The 16,587-nt window shown below is 50.5% G+C and carries 26 protein-coding genes; 6 read left to right on the forward strand and 20 right to left on the reverse strand.

All coding sequences use genetic code 11. The features are described from left to right. Window positions 1-201 precede the first annotated feature (201 nt). Window positions 202-756 carry a gamma carbonic anhydrase family protein gene (locus FDX04_RS19150; protein WP_042312116.1) on the forward strand — a complete coding sequence of 185 codons (555 nt, stop codon included), beginning with the start codon at window positions 202-204 and terminating at the stop codon, window positions 754-756. On the opposite strand, the gene FDX04_RS19155 is transcribed toward FDX04_RS19150, so the two are convergent. Genes FDX04_RS19155 through dprA form a run of 6 tightly spaced genes read right to left on the reverse strand, consistent with a single transcriptional unit; the run spans window position 732 to window position 4,524 of the window. Continuing rightward, window positions 732-989 (reverse strand): DUF1488 domain-containing protein, encoded by a 258-nt coding sequence (locus FDX04_RS19155; RefSeq protein WP_042312114.1) that lies wholly within the window; start codon window positions 987-989, stop codon window positions 732-734. The genes FDX04_RS19150 and FDX04_RS19155 overlap by 25 nt on opposite strands. Then, window positions 986-1,807, reverse strand: coding sequence for a shikimate dehydrogenase (aroE, locus tag FDX04_RS19160; protein ID WP_137371353.1), 822 nt, complete (start codon window positions 1,805-1,807; stop codon window positions 986-988). The genes FDX04_RS19155 and aroE overlap by 4 nt, the downstream gene beginning before the upstream one ends. Before the next feature lies 1 nt (window position 1,808). Beyond that, complete coding sequence (gene tsaC, locus FDX04_RS19165) at window positions 1,809-2,381, reverse strand: L-threonylcarbamoyladenylate synthase type 1 TsaC (protein WP_042312111.1); 573 nt, start codon at window positions 2,379-2,381, stop codon at window positions 1,809-1,811. A 4-nt stretch (window positions 2,382-2,385) separates the two neighbouring features. Next, complete coding sequence (locus FDX04_RS19170) at window positions 2,386-2,928, reverse strand: type I DNA topoisomerase (protein WP_042312108.1); 543 nt, start codon at window positions 2,926-2,928, stop codon at window positions 2,386-2,388. 26 nt (window positions 2,929-2,954) lie between these two features. Next, on the reverse strand, window positions 2,955-3,428 hold the full coding sequence (smg, locus tag FDX04_RS19175) for a DUF494 family protein Smg (protein ID WP_038634635.1): 474 nt from the start codon (window positions 3,426-3,428) through the stop codon (window positions 2,955-2,957). Beyond that, window positions 3,400-4,524, reverse strand: coding sequence for a DNA-protecting protein DprA (dprA, locus tag FDX04_RS19180; protein ID WP_137361342.1), 1,125 nt, complete (start codon window positions 4,522-4,524; stop codon window positions 3,400-3,402). Before dprA ends, smg begins: the two co-directional genes overlap by 29 nt. A gap of 129 nt (window positions 4,525-4,653) precedes the next feature. Between dprA and def the strand changes: the two genes are divergently transcribed. From def to mscL, 5 genes are all read left to right on the forward strand, one after another. Then, complete coding sequence (gene def, locus FDX04_RS19185) at window positions 4,654-5,163, forward strand: peptide deformylase (protein WP_038634641.1); 510 nt, start codon at window positions 4,654-4,656, stop codon at window positions 5,161-5,163. 14 nt (window positions 5,164-5,177) lie between these two features. After that, window positions 5,178-6,125 carry a methionyl-tRNA formyltransferase gene (fmt, locus tag FDX04_RS19190; RefSeq protein ID WP_042312102.1) on the forward strand — a complete coding sequence of 316 codons (948 nt, stop codon included), beginning with the start codon at window positions 5,178-5,180 and terminating at the stop codon, window positions 6,123-6,125. Between the two features lie 51 nt (window positions 6,126-6,176). After that, window positions 6,177-7,466 carry a 16S rRNA (cytosine(967)-C(5))-methyltransferase RsmB gene (gene rsmB / locus FDX04_RS19195; protein WP_137361343.1) on the forward strand — a complete coding sequence of 430 codons (1,290 nt, stop codon included), beginning with the start codon at window positions 6,177-6,179 and terminating at the stop codon, window positions 7,464-7,466. A gap of 21 nt (window positions 7,467-7,487) precedes the next feature. Then, on the forward strand, window positions 7,488-8,864 hold the full coding sequence (gene trkA / locus FDX04_RS19200; RefSeq protein ID WP_006687350.1) for a Trk system potassium transporter TrkA: 1,377 nt from the start codon (window positions 7,488-7,490) through the stop codon (window positions 8,862-8,864). 141 nt (window positions 8,865-9,005) lie between these two features. Further along, entirely contained in the window at window positions 9,006-9,419 is a 414-nt protein-coding gene (mscL, locus tag FDX04_RS19205) for a large-conductance mechanosensitive channel protein MscL (RefSeq protein WP_003031152.1), read from the forward strand. Here the strand turns inward: mscL and FDX04_RS19210 are convergent. The 14 genes from FDX04_RS19210 to rplR form a co-directional block, all read right to left on the reverse strand. Then, the gene (locus FDX04_RS19210) at window positions 9,416-9,634 is read right to left on the reverse strand and encodes an alternative ribosome-rescue factor A (RefSeq protein ID WP_042312099.1); all 219 of its coding nucleotides are present in this window, start codon (window positions 9,632-9,634) and stop codon (window positions 9,416-9,418) included. The genes mscL and FDX04_RS19210 overlap by 4 nt on opposite strands. 59 nt (window positions 9,635-9,693) lie before the next feature. Beyond that, entirely contained in the window at window positions 9,694-10,119 is a 426-nt protein-coding gene (zntR, locus tag FDX04_RS19215; protein WP_042312097.1) for a Zn(2+)-responsive transcriptional regulator, read from the reverse strand. Window positions 10,120-10,129: 10 nt separating this feature from the next. Continuing rightward, a complete protein-coding gene (locus FDX04_RS19220) occupies window positions 10,130-10,498 on the reverse strand; it encodes a DUF1992 domain-containing protein (protein WP_137371354.1) in 369 nt (122 codons plus the stop codon). 107 nt (window positions 10,499-10,605) lie between these two features. Continuing rightward, window positions 10,606-10,989, reverse strand: coding sequence for a 50S ribosomal protein L17 (gene rplQ, locus FDX04_RS19225; protein WP_001216370.1), 384 nt, complete (start codon window positions 10,987-10,989; stop codon window positions 10,606-10,608). 40 nt (window positions 10,990-11,029) lie between these two features. Further along, window positions 11,030-12,019: a DNA-directed RNA polymerase subunit alpha gene (gene rpoA, locus FDX04_RS19230; RefSeq protein WP_003031139.1), complete on the reverse strand. Its 990-nt coding sequence runs from the start codon at window positions 12,017-12,019 to the stop codon at window positions 11,030-11,032. A gap of 25 nt (window positions 12,020-12,044) precedes the next feature. Further along, the gene (gene rpsD / locus FDX04_RS19235) at window positions 12,045-12,665 is read right to left on the reverse strand and encodes a 30S ribosomal protein S4 (RefSeq protein WP_003031138.1); all 621 of its coding nucleotides are present in this window, start codon (window positions 12,663-12,665) and stop codon (window positions 12,045-12,047) included. A gap of 33 nt (window positions 12,666-12,698) precedes the next feature. Next, window positions 12,699-13,088, reverse strand: coding sequence for a 30S ribosomal protein S11 (gene rpsK / locus FDX04_RS19240; RefSeq protein WP_003031137.1), 390 nt, complete (start codon window positions 13,086-13,088; stop codon window positions 12,699-12,701). A gap of 16 nt (window positions 13,089-13,104) precedes the next feature. Further along, window positions 13,105-13,461 (reverse strand): 30S ribosomal protein S13, encoded by a 357-nt coding sequence (rpsM, locus tag FDX04_RS19245; protein WP_003031135.1) that lies wholly within the window; start codon window positions 13,459-13,461, stop codon window positions 13,105-13,107. A 146-nt stretch (window positions 13,462-13,607) separates the two neighbouring features. Next, entirely contained in the window at window positions 13,608-13,724 is a 117-nt protein-coding gene (gene rpmJ / locus FDX04_RS19250; protein WP_000868187.1) for a 50S ribosomal protein L36, read from the reverse strand. Window positions 13,725-13,754: 30 nt separating this feature from the next. Further along, complete coding sequence (secY, locus tag FDX04_RS19255) at window positions 13,755-15,086, reverse strand: preprotein translocase subunit SecY (RefSeq protein WP_001118864.1); 1,332 nt, start codon at window positions 15,084-15,086, stop codon at window positions 13,755-13,757. A 7-nt stretch (window positions 15,087-15,093) separates the two neighbouring features. Further along, window positions 15,094-15,528 (reverse strand): 50S ribosomal protein L15, encoded by a 435-nt coding sequence (gene rplO, locus FDX04_RS19260; protein ID WP_042002878.1) that lies wholly within the window; start codon window positions 15,526-15,528, stop codon window positions 15,094-15,096. Between the two features lie 3 nt (window positions 15,529-15,531). Further along, window positions 15,532-15,711: a 50S ribosomal protein L30 gene (gene rpmD, locus FDX04_RS19265; protein ID WP_001140434.1), complete on the reverse strand. Its 180-nt coding sequence runs from the start codon at window positions 15,709-15,711 to the stop codon at window positions 15,532-15,534. A 3-nt stretch (window positions 15,712-15,714) separates the two neighbouring features. After that, window positions 15,715-16,218, reverse strand: a complete 504-nt coding sequence (gene rpsE, locus FDX04_RS19270; protein WP_003031131.1) for a 30S ribosomal protein S5 — start codon at window positions 16,216-16,218, stop codon at window positions 15,715-15,717. 14 nt (window positions 16,219-16,232) lie between these two features. Then, complete coding sequence (rplR, locus tag FDX04_RS19275) at window positions 16,233-16,586, reverse strand: 50S ribosomal protein L18 (RefSeq protein WP_000358956.1); 354 nt, start codon at window positions 16,584-16,586, stop codon at window positions 16,233-16,235. Between the last annotated feature and the right edge of the window lies 1 nt (window position 16,587).

A 16,587-nucleotide genomic window follows, 5' to 3' on the forward strand; every position in this document is an offset into this window, starting at 1 on the left:
GCCGTGTCGATGGAGGCGCATTATAGGGATCCCATTTTTTAGCACAAGTATTTTTTGGATCTTTTTTGCTGAATGCTTGTTTTTCACTCCTTTCGCTATATTCCTGCGCAATTTGGCTGATTTTTGATAGATAAATCACTTGCACAGTCTCGATAATCCAACCAAAGTCTTCATTACCGCTCTATTTTCGCTGAGGTAAACATGTCTGATGTACTGCGCCCTTATAAGGATCTTTTCCCACAGATCGGAAAACGCGTGATGATCGACACCAGTAGCGTGGTCATTGGTGATGCCCGTTTAGCTGATGATGTCGGAATTTGGCCACTGGTCGCGATCCGTGGCGACGTGAACTACGTGCAAATCGGTGCGCGTACAAACATTCAGGACGGCAGCGTTCTACATGTCACACATAAATCTACATCCAATCCGCAGGGTAATCCGCTGATCGTAGGTGAAGATGTCACAGTTGGTCATAAAGTCATGCTGCACGGTTGTACCATTGGTAACCGCGTATTAGTCGGTATGGGATCGATTCTGTTGGACGGTGTCGTTGTTGAAGACGACGTTATGATTGGGGCGGGAAGCCTGGTTCCGCAAAACAAACGCCTGGAGAGTGGATATCTGTACCTGGGAAGCCCGGTTAAGCAGATTCGTCCATTAAGCGATGAAGAGAAAGCAGGCTTGCAATACTCAGCTAACAACTATGTTAAGTGGAAAGATGAGTATTTAAGTCAGAGTAGCCACACCCAACCCTGAGCATCTTCCTGCTGGTCCTGGATCAATGCTTCGGCCTCTTCCTCCAGGTCCCAGCGATGTACTCGAAAGATTTCCAGCCACTGTTCAGGCGTCTCGCCGCCAAAGCGGGACGCCAACATCTTTCCCGATATGGCACATGTTAACTGCATGCCATGAACCATTGCAGGGAAAACAATGGCATTCACATCCGTCCGCCATTCTTCTCGATCGGGAAACTGGATCGCCTGATTCATGCCGACAATTCCTGTTGCATGCTTTTAATGACCGGCTCAATCTGGGGTAAAACGCCATGCCAGAGTAAAACGGCATGTGCAGCTTGTCCCACCAGCATCCCCAGACCATCGGCATACTGTTTCGCCCCATGCTTTTCACACCAGGAAAGGAACGGCGTATTCCCTTTCTGATAAAACATGTCGTAGCAGTAGACGGAGGGATGGATAAGAGATGCCGGAATAGACGGGACCTCACCGTTAATACCGCTGGACGTCGCGTTAATAATCAGATCAAAGCTGTGATTATCAAGTTCGTCCATTCCCACCGCCTGCACGCTACCGGTATGAGAGAAGAGCTGTGCCAGTTCTTCAGCGCGGGAGGCCGTACGATTAACAATGGTCACCGCACAATCCATAGAAAGAAGAGGTAGCAATACCCCACGGGATGCACCGCCCGCACCAATCAGCAGAATTCGCGAGCCGGGACGAATGAAAGATAAACGCTCAAGATCGCTTAATAAACCGATACCATCCGTGTTATCTCCCAGCAAACGACCATCCTCCAGCCGTTTAAGGGTGTTGACTGCACCAGCTAGCGATGCCCGGTCTGTTAATTCATCGGCATGCGCAAACGCCTCTTCTTTAAAAGGAACGGTGACATTTGCCCCCTTCCCCCCCTCAACAAAAAAGGCGTTCAGCGAATTCACAAAGTCATTGATCGGCGCCAGTACACGTCCATAGGAGTAATCAATCTTCAGCTGCTCTGCAAATTGCTGATGAATAAAAGGCGATTTACTGTGCGCTATCGGATTACCAAAAACAGCATAGGCTTCTTTCATATTACCCCTGTCGAAACTGTTCACCCGTCAGTGCATCACGGATCTCCGAAGGATTCAAACGCCCTCCGGTCTCTCCTTCAACAACGGGAAAGTCTGTACCGAACTGTGCGCGGACTTCCTCTACCGTTCGGCAAGGCGGTAAGCCACTCAAATTAGCACTGGTGGAAACGATAGGTTTGCCATAAGCCTGGCACAGTGCAACCACCAGCGGATGATCTGTGACACGCACGGCCAGCGAATCAAAACGACCGGTCAACCAACGAGGTGTAGACGCAAGCGCTGGGAAAACGAAGGTGACAGGACCAGGCCAGCGAGCGAAGATAGCCTCACGTTGAGCATCAGTAAGCGAGCTATCGTCAATATAGGGCTTAAGTTGCTCAAAGTTAGCCGCAATCAAAATTAGGCCTTTCTCGACCGGGCGTTGTTTAAGTTCCAACAAACGGCTAACTGCCGTTTCGCTGTCGGGATCGCAGCCGACACCAAATACAGCTTCTGTTGGATAGGCGATGACTTTCTCTTGGTTCAGTACCTCTATTGCAGCAGCGATAGGGCCTGTGGGCAGGTTATTATTCACTTTTTTATTCCGCCGAAATCGGCTTTCCACATTGTTTACTGGCACAGAAATGCTTCACACCCTGCGCGGTTTTCTTTTCGATGAGTAGCGGATAATGGCACTCTGGACACTCTCCGGCTAACGGTTTGAAGTTAATGACAAACTGGCACTCCGGATAGCGATCGCAGGAGTAAAAAGTTTTGCCATAACGGGAACGCCGCTGGACCAGGTGACCGGTCTGGCATTGAGGACAGACGATTGCTGTTTCATCAGGCTTGTCGATAAGCTCGGTGTGATCGCATGCAGGATAGTCACTGCATCCGATAAACATACCGAATCGCCCTTGTCGCAGCACCAACTCAGCGCCACATGCCGGGCAAAACTTACCCTCCAGAACTTTGACAATATGTCCGTCCGCCGATGATTTCAGCGGACGGACATAATCGCAATCTGGATAGTGTGAACAACCGAGAAACGGACCGTGTTTCCCGGAGCGAATAACCAGTTCGGCCCCGCATTGTGGGCAGGGCTCGTTTTTACGCACCGTAAACAGTGCTGATTTAGCCATAACAACTCATACTGAATGAAGATTGATTAATGCAGCATACCTTCATTCACTTCAAAGAGTAATTCTTCCATTTGCTGATAGGCATTTTCACAACCCGGAATGTTGAATAGCACCATCAGGATTACCCACTTCAGGTCTTCCAGATCAAACTCTGCCGTATCCAGCGCGAGTACGCGCTCAATTACCATTTCTCGCGTTTCGAGGTTTAGCACCTGAATCTGCTCCAGGAATAGCAAGAATCCGCGACAGCTCGCATCCAGTCGTTCACATTCTTCTGCAGTATAAATACGCAGAGAAAGAGGGTCAGACGCCAGCTGCATAGGTTCGGCAAGGCCATCCTGATAATCAGCAAGCTTTTCCAGCCACAGTAACGCGTTGTAGATGTCTTCACGATCAAAACCAGCGTCGGTAAGATCCCGTTCCAGTTTGTCCTGATCCACACGCAGCTCAGCTTCGTTATGGATATATGTCTCAAACAAATACATTAGTACGTCGAACATGGCATGCCCTCCTCAATCGGACATAGCCGCCGGGTACAGCTGCGATCCATCCTGCTAACTCCAGTTCGAGTAGTTGAGCCACTACCTCTGGCACAGGTTGGCCGGCACGTTCAGCGACGACGTCAACAGGTGTTACCTCATCTCCTACGTTAGCCAGGAGCTCAGGAAATGGCAATGCCACCTCTTCGTGATCTGGCGAATAAATTGATTTTTCAGGTTCATCTGGCAACCATTGCAGCCCATATTGCAAATTTTCCAGAATTTCCTCTGGTGCGGTCACAAGCGTGGCTCCCTGCTGAATAAGCCAATGTGGACCTTCACTTCCCGGACTCCCAATCGGTCCAGGCAAAGCAAAAACCTCCCGCCCTTGTTCCAGCGCACAGCGTGCTGTGACCAATGAACCGCTGCGCTGCGCGGCCTCAACGACCAGGATACCTTTACTTAGACCACTGATAATGCGATTTCGTCGGGGAAAATTGCGCGGCAGTGGGAGCGTATCTAATGGGAACTCAGACACCAATGCGCCTCCGGAATCGATCAGACGTTCGGCGAGACGGACATGCTGTCGTGGATGAATGGTCTCAAGCCCATTTCCCAGCACCGCAATACTCGTGCCTTGTCGGTTTATCGCCGCATTATGCGCCACGCCATCAATCCCTCGGGCCAGCCCACTGGTTATCGTCACCCCAAACGCGGCAAGCTTTTCGCAAAATAATCGCCCCCAACGTTCGCCATACCATGAATGTTGGCGACTACCGACGACGGCAACCTGAAATGAATGCAGGCATGTGGGAGTACCGGCAACGAAAAGTACCCCAGGATAATCTTCAATCGCGCGCAGCTGGGACGGATAATGCTCACTGTCGGCAACCACTAAATGGTGGTTCGGCTGCTCCAACCAACGCAGCGTTTTTTCCAGTAACTGTTCTGAAAAGGTTAAAAAGCGCATGGCCTGGCGGGAAGATAATCCTGCGTGCTGGAGTATCGTGTTGTTAATACAGGGTTGGGCATTGAGCCAGTGGGCAAGGCGCACCATCTCATCACCATACAGTTCATTCACTTGCGCTAAACATAGCCAAATTTCAATTTGGGTCATCCCTGCTCCCCTGCCACAAGCAGTCCTGGCAATCTTTGCGATTGGTCACTGATGCTGTCAATCAGAGGGGGTTTTGTCTAGAATAGAGGTAATAATCTTTTCAACTCCTGAACACAACTCTGGATAACTATGTCAGTTTTGCAAGTGTTACATATTCCGGACGAGCGTCTTCGCAAAGTCGCAAAACCGGTTGAAGAAGTGAATGCAGAAATTCAGCGTATCGTTGATGATATGTTCGAAACGATGTACGCAGAAGAGGGTATCGGTCTGGCGGCAACACAGGTCGACATCCATCAGCGCATCATTGTTATTGATGTCTCTGAAAATCGCGACGAGCAGTTGGTTTTAATCAACCCGGAGCTGCTGGAGAAAGATGGCGAAACCGGCATTGAAGAAGGTTGCCTGTCTATCCCCGAACAGCGTGCGTTAGTACCACGTGCTGAGAAAGTAAAAATTCGTGCGCTCAATCGCGACGGTAAATCTTTTGAACTGGAAGCCGATGGCCTGCTCGCTATCTGCATTCAACATGAAATGGATCACCTGGTCGGTAAACTGTTTATCGATTATCTGTCTCCGTTGAAGCAACAACGTATTCGTCAGAAAGTTGAAAAACTCGACCGCCTGAACGCCCGAGCTTAAGGACAAGAATCAACGTGTCAGACTCACTACGTATTATTTTTGCGGGTACACCTGACTTTGCAGCGCGTCACCTTGACGCGCTGTTGTCTTCTGGACATAACGTCGTTGGCGTGTTTACCCAACCGGACCGCCCTGCGGGACGCGGTAAAAAGCTGATGCCCAGCCCGGTAAAAGTGTTAGCAGAAGAAAAAGGGATACCGGTTTTCCAGCCCGTCTCTCTTCGCCCTCAGGAAAACCAACAGTTGGTTGCTGATTTACACGCAGACGTGATGGTGGTAGTGGCATATGGACTGATTCTGCCAAAAGCCGTGCTGGAAATGCCGCGCCTGGGTTGTATCAACGTTCACGGTTCCCTGCTTCCACGCTGGCGTGGCGCAGCACCGATTCAACGTTCACTGTGGGCTGGCGATAGCGAAACGGGTGTTACCATCATGCAAATGGATGTTGGTCTCGACACCGGTGATATGCTGCTTAAGCTCTCCTGCCCGATTACGGCAGAGGATACCAGCGGTTCGTTATACGACAAGCTGGCAGACCTGGGGCCTCAGGGGCTGATTGAAACGCTAAAACAGCTGGCTGCTGGCACGATAAAACCCGTGGTACAAGATGAATCACTGGTTACGCATGCAGAGAAACTCAGTAAAGAAGAGGCCCGTATCGACTGGTCACTTTCGGCCGCTCAGTTGGAGCGCTGCATCCGCGCCTTTAACCCGTGGCCAATGAGCTATATCGTCATCGACGAGCAACCAGTAAAAATTTGGCAGGCGACGGTGATCGATACGCCCGCTAACGCTGAACCAGGCACAATTTTGGAAGCGACCCGTCAGGGTATCCAGGTTGCAACAGGCGACGGCATCCTGAATCTCGTCTCTTTGCAGCCTGCAGGCAAAAAAGCCATGAGTGCGCAGGATCTGCTTAATTCGCGCCGGGAGTGGTTTGTGCCCGGAAACCGTCTGGCCTGACGGTTCATCTCTTTAAGCCCGGTGTTACCGGGCATTTTTATTTTCGCACTTATGAAAAAACATCTTAATTTACGCAGTATGGCGGCCCAGACCGTCGAGCAGGTTGTCGAAAAGGGGCAATCATTAAGCAACGTGCTGCCCGCCATGCAGCAAAAAGTTGCCGATAAAGATAAAGCGCTGTTGCAAGAGCTTTGCTTCGGCGTATTGCGCACACTCTCGCAACTGGAATGGATGATCCAGCAACTGATGGAACGTCCAATGACGGGCAAACAGCGTACCGTTCACTACCTGATCATGGTGGGCTTCTACCAACTGCTGCATACCCGTATTCCCCCCCATGCTGTGCTGGCAGAAACCGTAGAAGGCGCGGTGGTGATCAAGCGTCCGCAACTGAAAGGGCTGATCAATGGCGTATTACGCCAGTTCCAGCGCCGTCAGGAAGAACTGCAGACCGAGTTCGCACAAAGCGATCTGCGTTTCTTACACCCCTCCTGGCTGGTAAAACGTATTAAAGCCGCTTATCCACAGCAGTGGGAAGCCATACTTGAGGCTAATAACCAACGTCCGCCAATGTGGCTCCGTGTCAATCGCAACCACCATACGCGCGACGCCTGGCTGGAACTACTCGCCGAAGCAGGATTGACCGGTTTCCCTCATCCGAATTACCCGGATGCAGTCCGTCTGGAGACACCTGCCCCCGTACTCGCTCTGCCTGGTTTTGAGCAAGGTTGGGTCACCGTTCAGGATGCCTCCGCCCAGGGTTGCGTCAGCTATCTGCAGCCACAAAACGGAGAGCAGATCCTTGATTTATGTTGCGCTCCCGGTGGCAAGACCACCCATATTCTGGAGGTCGCGCCAGATGCGAACGTGATGGCAGTCGATGTCGACGATAAACGCCTGTCTCGCGTGTATGACAACCTGAAACGCCTGGGCATGAAAGCGACCGTGAAGCAGGGTGATGGTCGCTATCCACAGCAGTGGTGCGGTGAGCAACAATTTGACCGTATTTTGCTGGACGCCCCATGTTCTGCCACTGGTGTAATCCGTCGCCATCCGGATATCAAATGGCTGCGTCGCGATCGGGATATTGCCGAACTCGCTCAGTTGCAGGCGGAGATCCTCAATGCCACCTGGACACACCTTAAGCCTGGCGGCACGCTAGTCTATGCAACCTGTTCTATTCTGCCAGAAGAAAACCAACAGCAGATCGCCGCGTTCCTTGCACGCACACCGGATGCGGTGTTAAGCGAAACCGGTACGCCAGAGCAGCCGGGACGTCAGAATTTACCGGGTGCAGAAGATGGCGACGGCTTCTTTTACGCTAAGCTAATCAAAAAGTGATGAGATAACGGGTCGCGACTGATGAAAATTATCATTCTTGGCGCAGGGCAAGTTGGCGGTACGCTGGCTGAAAACCTGGTCGGAGAGAACAACGATATCACGGTAGTCGATACCAATGGTGAGCGCCTGCGCAGCTTGCAGGACAAGTTCGATCTCCGCGTCGTGCAAGGACATGGTTCACATCCCCGTGTATTGCGTGAGGCTGGTGCCGACGATGCCGATATGCTGGTTGCCGTAACCAGCTCAGATGAAACAAATATGGTTGCCTGCCAGGTAGCTTATTCCCTGTTTAATACGCCTAACCGTATCGCCCGTATTCGTTCACCGGATTATGTTCGCGATGCGGACAAGCTATTCCAATCCGATGCTGTCCCTATCGATCATCTGATTGCGCCTGAGCAACTGGTTATCGATAGCATTTACCGCCTGATTGAATATCCGGGCGCATTGCAAGTCGTGAATTTTGCCGAGGGCAAAGTCAGTCTGGCGGTCGTGAAAGCTTATTACGGCGGACCGCTAATCGGTAATGCGTTGTCGACAATGCGCGATCACATGCCGCATATCGATACCCGCGTTGCGGCAATATTCCGTCATGACAGGCCAATTCGCCCGCAGGGTTCTACCATCGTTGAAGCGGGTGATGAGGTTTTCTTTATCGCGGCATCACAGCACATTCGCGCCGTCATGAGCGAGCTACAGCGTCTGGAAAAGCCGTACAAACGCATTATGTTAGTCGGTGGCGGTAATATCGGTGCGGGGCTCGCGCGGCGTCTGGAAAAAGATTACAGCGTCAAACTGATCGAGCGTAATCAGCAGCGCGCATCGGAGCTTGCAGAGAAATTGCAAAATACGATCGTCTTTTTTGGCGATGCTTCGGATCAAGAGCTCCTGGCGGAAGAACATATCGATCAGGTTGATCTGTTCATTGCGGTGACCAACGACGATGAAGCTAACATCATGTCGGCGATGCTGGCTAAACGAATGGGCGCCAAGAAAGTGATGGTGCTGATCCAACGCAGAGCGTACGTCGATCTGGTACAGGGCAGCGTGATCGATATTGCGATTTCACCGCAGCAGGCGACCATCTCCGCACTCCTGAGCCATGTGCGTAAAGCTGATATTGTTGGTGTTTCATCACTACGCCGCGGCGTAGCGGAAGCCATTGAAGCCGTCGCACACGGTGATGAGACAACCTCACGGGTGGTAGGTCGCTCAATTGATGAAATTAAACTTCCGCCCGGAACCATTATTGGCGCCGTTGTACGGGGTAATGATGTGATGATTGCCAATGACAACCTGCGTATTGAACAGGGCGATCACGTTATTATGTTCCTGACAGATAAAAAGTTTATTACCGACGTCGAGCGCTTATTCCAGCCAAGCCCCTTCTTCCTGTAATAATTTGGGCGCTAATATGGCGCCCTTTTTATTTCCCTTTATTTATCAGGGCCTAATAATTTTTCCTTTCCGCAATACATAAATGGAAATTGCCTAAACATTTGTTAAACTTATAAACGTCAGCTGCATAGGGAGAATAAAATGAGCATTATTAAAGAGTTTCGCGAATTCGCGATGCGCGGGAATGTTGTCGATTTGGCAGTGGGTGTCATTATTGGTGCGGCATTTGGTAAGATCGTTTCATCACTGGTTGCCGATATCATCATGCCGCCACTGGGGTTGTTAATTGGTGGGATTGATTTTAAACAGTTTGCTTTAACGTTACGTGATGCGCAGGGAGACATCCCGGCGGTAGTCATGCATTACGGCGTATTCATTCAGAATGTCTTCGATTTCATTATTGTTGCGTTTGCTATCTTTATGGCAATCAAACTGATCAATAAATTGAATCGTAAAAAAGCTGAGGAGCCAGCGGCGCCCCCTGCACCATCTAAAGAAGAAGTATTACTAAGTGAAATTCGTGACCTGCTGAAAGAACAGAACAACCGCTCTTAAGCGTTCATTGAAACAAAAAGGCCAGTGGTAAAAAAGTGCTTCACTTTCTTGCCACTGGCCTCCCAGTTTCCCCGATTGCCATGTTTACCTTTACGTAGATAACTTCCCTTCCCTTTTTTATTTTTCTCAATGCGCTGCCTGAACAGTGGATCATGCAGAAGCGCCTCAATGGCGTTGTCCTTTATCTGTCCTTTGGTATGCTGATAACGGCTCATACTCTCTCCAGTTTGTGGGGTAATTTACGCCGGGAGTGTAGACCTGACCGTGCAAAAAATCAACGGTCTGATATTGTCCCGCTGGCGCCTTGTTCAAGTGCTTCAAGAATAGAACAGTACACACTGCTATGTGCTTTACCACAGCACGCGTCATTTAATCGTTGTAACGATCGTTGCATCGCCTGAAGCTCCGCTATGCGCGCTTCGACCTCTTGTAATCTTTCCTGAACGATCCCTTTTGATTCTTGGCAGGTATGGTGCTCTGGATCTATGCGGATCGAAAGCAGTTCGCGAATCGACTCCAGTGTAAAACCAAGCTGCCGGGCATAACGAATAAACTTCAGACGCTGAAGATCGCTTTCAGTGTAGAGGCGAAACCCGCCTTCGGTACGTACTTCATGTTCCATCATCTGCTGCTTTTCATAGTAACGGATAGTATCCGGCGTCACGTCAGCCAGCTTCGCTAATTCACCAATTCGGTACATGCTCTCTCCGCTATTTGTCGTTGATCTTCTGTAGCAGCTTATCTGTGTATTCGCCGTGTAAAAACTCGGTGCTAAGTCCAGCTTGTCGAAGTTTTAGCTCCAGTAGCGACAACCGACGACTGACTTCCTGATAATTGGGATCATCTTTGCGGATCCCCGCGAGTATTTCAAGCAGCTGGATCGCCTCTCTGCGCTGCTCAAGCTCAGGTGGAAGACAACCTGCATTTTTTAATAAACGGTATCCGGCCCGAAGTTCTGGCGGAATATGGGAATCATCATCAAGCGTAAGCGGTTCGCCTGTACCAGGTAAATCATCAAACTCGCCTTTAGACTGTGCAGCAATAATATGGCGCTCTGCCCACTGGTCCAGTAACCACATATAACGCTCCAGGGGATGAACAAAAAGAGTACAGATATTGTAGATAAGTGGGGATAGGGCGGATATAAAAAAACCCGCCGAGGCGGGTTTTTTTACGTTACTACAGATTACTCTGCAGCAGCTTCTGTTTTCTCTGAACGATCAACCAGCTCGATGTATGCCATCGGCGCGTTGTCGCCTGCACGGAAACCACACTTCAGAATGCGAGTGTAACCACCGGCGCGGCTCGCGAAACGCGGGCCCAGTTCGTTAAACAGTTTTGCCACGATCTCGTTATCACGAGTACGGGCGAATGCCAGACGACGATTAGCTACGCTATCAGTCTTGGCAAGAGTAATCAGCGGCTCAACTACGCGACGCAGCTCTTTCGCTTTCGGCAGAGTCGTCTTGATGATTTCATGACGAACCAGTGAACCTGCCATATTGCGGAACATAGCCTGGCGATGGCTGCTGTTGCGGTTCAGTTGACGACCACTCTTACGATGGCGCATGACCTTATCCTTCTCAGTAAAACCTTAACCTGTGATCCGGTTACTCGTCAGCGATGCTTGCCGGTGGCCAGTTTTCCAGGCGCATGCCCAGAGACAGTCCACGGGAAGCCAGCACGTCTTTAATCTCAGTAAGAGATTTTTTACCAAGGTTAGGCGTCTTAAGAAGCTCAACCTCAGTACGCTGTACCAGATCACCGATATAGTGGATAGCTTCTGCTTTGAGGCAGTTAGCAGAGCGGACAGTCAATTCCAGATCGTCAACAGGGCGCAGCAGGATCGGATCGAATTCTGGTTTCTCTTCTTTAACTTCCGGCTGACGTACATCACGTAAGTCAACAAAAGCTTCCAGTTGTTCAGCCAGAATGGTTGCCGCACGACGAATCGCCTCTTCAGGATCGATTGTGCCGTTGGTTTCCATTTCGATGACCAGCTTGTCCAGGTCGGTACGCTGTTCTACACGCGCTGCTTCAACATTGTAGGCAATACGCTCTACAGGGCTGTAGCATGCGTCGACCAGCAGACGGCCGATTGGGCGCTCATCTTCTTCCGAATGAATTCGGGTAGAAGCCGGCACATAACCACGACCGCGCTGAACTTTGATGCGCATACTAATAGATGCGTTCTCATCGGTCAGGTGGCAGATCACGTGCTGTGGCTTGACGATTTCGACATCACCATCATGGGTAATGTCGGCTGCAGTCACAGGGCCAATGCCAGATTTATTCAAGGTAAGAATAACGTCATCTTTACCCTGAACTCTCACCGCCAGCCCTTTCAGGTTGAGCAGGATTTCCAGGATATCTTCCTGAACGCCTTCTTTGGTGCTGTACTCATGTAGTACACCATCAATCTCAACCTCGGTCACCGCGCAACCCGGCATCGATGAGAGCAGAATACGGCGCAGTGCGTTACCCAAAGTATGGCCAAAGCCACGCTCTAAAGGCTCAAGGGTCACCTTGGCGTGCGTCGAACTCACTTGCTCGATATCTACCAGGCGCGGTTTTAGAAACTCTGTCACAGAACCCTGCATTGTGTCCTCTCTTTGGTACTAAGCTTTACTTGGAGTAAAGCTCGACGATCAGGTGTTCGTTAATGTCCGCAGACAGATCAGAACGCTCCGGCTTACGCTTGAACGTACCTTCCATCTTGCCAGCATCAACTTCCAGCCAGGTTGGCTTTTCACGCTGCTCAGCCAGCTCCAGAGCGGCTTTCACGCGAGACTGCTTCTTCGCTTTCTCACGAATGCTAACAACGTCATTCGGACTAACCTGATAAGAAGCGATGTTAACAACACGACCGTTTACCATAATTGCTTTATGGCTGACCAGCTGACGTGCTTCTGCACGAGTGGCACCGAAGCCCATACGGTATACAACGTTGTCCAGACGACCTTCCAGCAGACCCAACAGGTTTTCACCGGTGTTGCCTTTCAGACGTGCTGCTTCTTTGTAGTAGTTACGGAACTGACGCTCCAGCACACCATAGATACGGCGAACTTTTTGCTTTTCACGCAACTGCACACCATAGTCAGACAGACGCGGTTTACGCGCACCGTGCTGGCCAGGAGCTTGTTCAATTTTACACTTGGTATCGATCGCGCGAACGCCAGACTTAAGGAATAAGTCAGTGCCCTCACGACGGCTCAGCTTGAGCTTAGGACCCAAATATCTTGCCATTTTCTTTCTCCAACAATCCTAGAAACGACAGCGTTATACGCGACGTTTTTTCGGCGGACGACAACCGTTATGAGGGATCGGAGTCACATCAGTAATATTAGTGATGCGGAAACCAGCGGCGTTCAGAGCACGAACAGTAGATTCGCGACCTGGACCCGGTCCTTTGACCATAACTTCCAGATTCTTGATACCGTATTCTTTTACGGCTTCAGCGCAACGCTCTGCTGCAACCTGAGCTGCAAACGGAGTGGATTTGCGAGAACCACGGAAACCGGAACCACCGGCTGTTGCCCAACCCAGTGCGTTACCCTGACGATCAGTAATGGTAACGATGGTGTTGTTAAAAGAAGCATGGATATGAGCCACGCCGTCAGAGACTTGTTTTCTTACACGTTTACGTGCACGAATTGGTGCCTTTGCCATTATTCAATCACCCCGATTATTTCTTGATCGGTTTGCGCGGACCCTTACGGGTACGTGCGTTGGTCTTGGTACGCTGACCGCGAACCGGGAGACCACGACGATGACGCAAACCGCGATAGCAACCAAGGTCCATAAGGCGCTTGATGCTCATGCTAACTTCACGGCGCAGATCACCTTCAACGACAAATTTGGCAACTTCGTCACGCAGCGTGTCGATTTGTTCTTCAGACAGCTCACTGATCTTAACATCTTCAGCGATACCCGCTGCAGCCAGAATGGCTTTAGAACGGGTCTTGCCGACGCCGTAGATCGAAGTTAATGCGATCACAGCATGTTTCTGATCAGGAATGTTAATGCCTGCTATACGGGCCACTATGCACTCCTACTATTTAATATGTACGCACCATGCTGAAAAGCCCGTTTTCAGGATACTCAAATGGAAACGCACAGACATACAAAAGATTGGCTGGCTAATCTAGCCAGCTCAACCCAACTTTGCAAGAAAAATATGCGAATAAATCAGCCTTGGCGCTGTTTATGCTTCGGCTCGGCACTGCAAATCACACGGATGACACCATCACGCTTAACGATTTTGCAGTTACGGCATAATTTCTTGACGGAAGCACGAACTTTCATTTTTACTCTCCGTAACTTCTCGGGCGACTGTTAACGGCCGTAGCCTTTCAGATTCGCCTTCTTCAATGCAGACTCGTACTGACTTGACATCATCAGAGTTTGCACTTGAGCCATAAAGTCCATAATCACGACAACAACGATAAGCAGTGAGGTCCCACCAAAGTAGAACGGTACTTTCATTGCATCACGCATGAACTCCGGGATCAGGCAGATAAAGGTAATGTAGAGCGCACCAACCAAAGTCAGGCGGGTCATTACTTTATCGATATACTTCGCCGTTTGCTCTCCCGGACGAATTCCTGGTACAAATGCACCGGACTTCTTCAGGTTATCTGCTGTTTCACGCGGGTTGAAGACCAACGCCGTGTAGAAGAAACAGAAGAATATGATTGCAGACGCATAGAGTAACACATAAAGCGGTTGCCCAGGCTGCAAATACAGCGAAATTGTTGTCAGCCAGTTCCAACCAGTCCCGCCCCCGAACCATGACGCGATGGTCGCCGGGAACAGAATAATACTGGAAGCGAAGATTGCCGGGATTACCCCCGCCATATTCACTTTCAGCGGTAAATGTGTGCTCTGTGCAGCATAGACACGACGACCTTGCTGACGTTTCGCGTAGTTTACCACAATACGGCGTTGACCACGCTCAACAAATACAACAAAGAACGTCACTGCAAATACTAATACTGCAACCAACAGCAACACGAGGAAGTGCAGGTCGCCTTGACGCGCTTGCTCGATAGTATGGGCAATGGCTGGCGGGAGTCCCGCAACGATACCGGCGAAGATAATGATTGAGATACCGTTGCCGATACCACGTTCAGTAATCTGTTCGCCCAACCACATCAGGAACATCGTTCCTGTAACCAGACTTACAACAGCGGTGAAATAGAATGCAAAGCCTGGATTCATTACCAGGCCCTGCATACCAGGCATATTCGGCAGACCGGTAGCAATACCGATCGACTGGAATATTGCCAGCACCAGAGTACCGTAGCGGGTGTACTGGCTGATCTTACGACGACCAGACTCCCCTTCTTTCTTAATTTCTGCCAGCGTTGGGTGAACCACCGTCAGCAGCTGGATAATGATCGACGCCGAGATATACGGCATGATCCCCAGAGCAAAGATAGAAGCACGGCTGAGAGCACCACCAGAGAACATGTTAAACATTTCAATGATGGTGCCTCGCTGTTGCTCAAGCAGTTTGGCAAGTACAGCGGCATCAATACCAGGGATCGGAATGAAAGAGCCAATACGGAACACAATAAGCGCACCGATTACAAACAGCAGTCTGCGTTTCAGCTCGCCTAAGCCACCTTTGGCACTTTGAAAATCTAATCCCGGTTGTTTAGCCATCTGCTACTTATTCCTCGATTTTACCGCCAGCAGCTTCGATAGCAGCACGAGCGCCTTTAGTAACACGCAGGCCACGAACAGTTACCGGAGTAGTGACTTCACCAGCCAGGATCACTTTCGCGAACTCGATCTGGATACCGATAATGTTAGCTGCTTTCAGCGTGTTCAGGTCTACAATACCGCCTTCAACTTTAGCCAGGTCAGACAGACGAACTTCGGCTGTAATCGCTGCTTTACGTGAAGTGAAGCCGAATTTCGGCAGACGACGGTACAGAGGCATCTGACCACCCTCGAAACCGCGACGTACGCCACCGCCAGAACGAGACTTCTGACCTTTGTGACCACGACCACCGGTTTTACCGAGGCCAGAACCGATACCACGACCCAGGCGTTTACCCGCCTTTTTGGAGCCTTCGGCCGGAGACAGAGTATTTAAACGCATCTCTTACTCCTCAACTTTAACCATGAAGGAAACCGCGTTGACCATACCACGAACAGCAGGAGTATCCTCGCGTTCTACGGTGTGACCAATACGACGCAGACCCAGGCCAAGCAGCGTTGCCTTGTGTTTCGGCAGACGACCGATTGCACTGCGGGTTTGAGTAATTTTAATAGTCTTTGCCATGGTTTATTTCCCCAGAATTTCTTCAACGGATTTACCACGCTTGGCAGCGACCATTTCCGGAGATTTCATATTTTCCAGACCGTCGATAGTTGCACGAACCACGTTAATCGGGTTGGTGGAACCATACGCTTTAGCCAGAACGTTACGAACTCCAGCGACTTCCAGAACGGCGCGCATTGCACCACCGGCGATGATACCGGTACCTTCGGAAGCCGGCTGCATGAATACACGAGAACCCGTGTGAGTACCCTTAACCGGGTGCTGCAGGGTGCCGTGGTTCAGCGCGACGTTAATCATATTGCGACGGGCTTTTTCCATCGCTTTCTGGATCGCTGCTGGAACTTCACGCGCTTTACCGTAACCAAAACCAACGCGACCGTTACCATCGCCAACTACAGTCAGAGCTGTGAAGGAGAAAATACGACCACCTTTAACGGTTTTAGATACGCGGTTTACCGCGATCAGCTTTTCCTGCAGTTCGCCAGCTTGTTTTTCGATGTGAGCCATCTTACACCTCTACCTTAGAACTGAAGGCCAGCTTCACGGGCAGCATCTGCCAGTGCCTGGACACGACCATGATATTGGAACCCGGAACGGTCAAAGGACACATCTTTGATGCCTTTTTCCAGAGCGCGTTCGGCGACAGCTTTACCCACAGCTGCTGCAGCGTCTTTGTTACCGGTGTACTTCAGTTGTTCAGCGATAGCTTTTTCTACAGTAGAAGCAGCTACCAGAACTTCAGAACCGTTCGGTGCAATTACCTGTGCGTAAATATGACGCGGGGTACGATGTACCACCAGGCGAGTTGCGCCCAGCTCTTTGAGCTTGCGGCGTGCGCGGGTCGCACGACGGATACGAGCAGATTTCTTATCCATA

This window comes from Citrobacter sp. wls615 (genome assembly GCF_005281355.1).
In the GTDB taxonomy this organism is placed as follows: domain Bacteria; phylum Pseudomonadota; class Gammaproteobacteria; order Enterobacterales; family Enterobacteriaceae; genus Citrobacter; species Citrobacter werkmanii.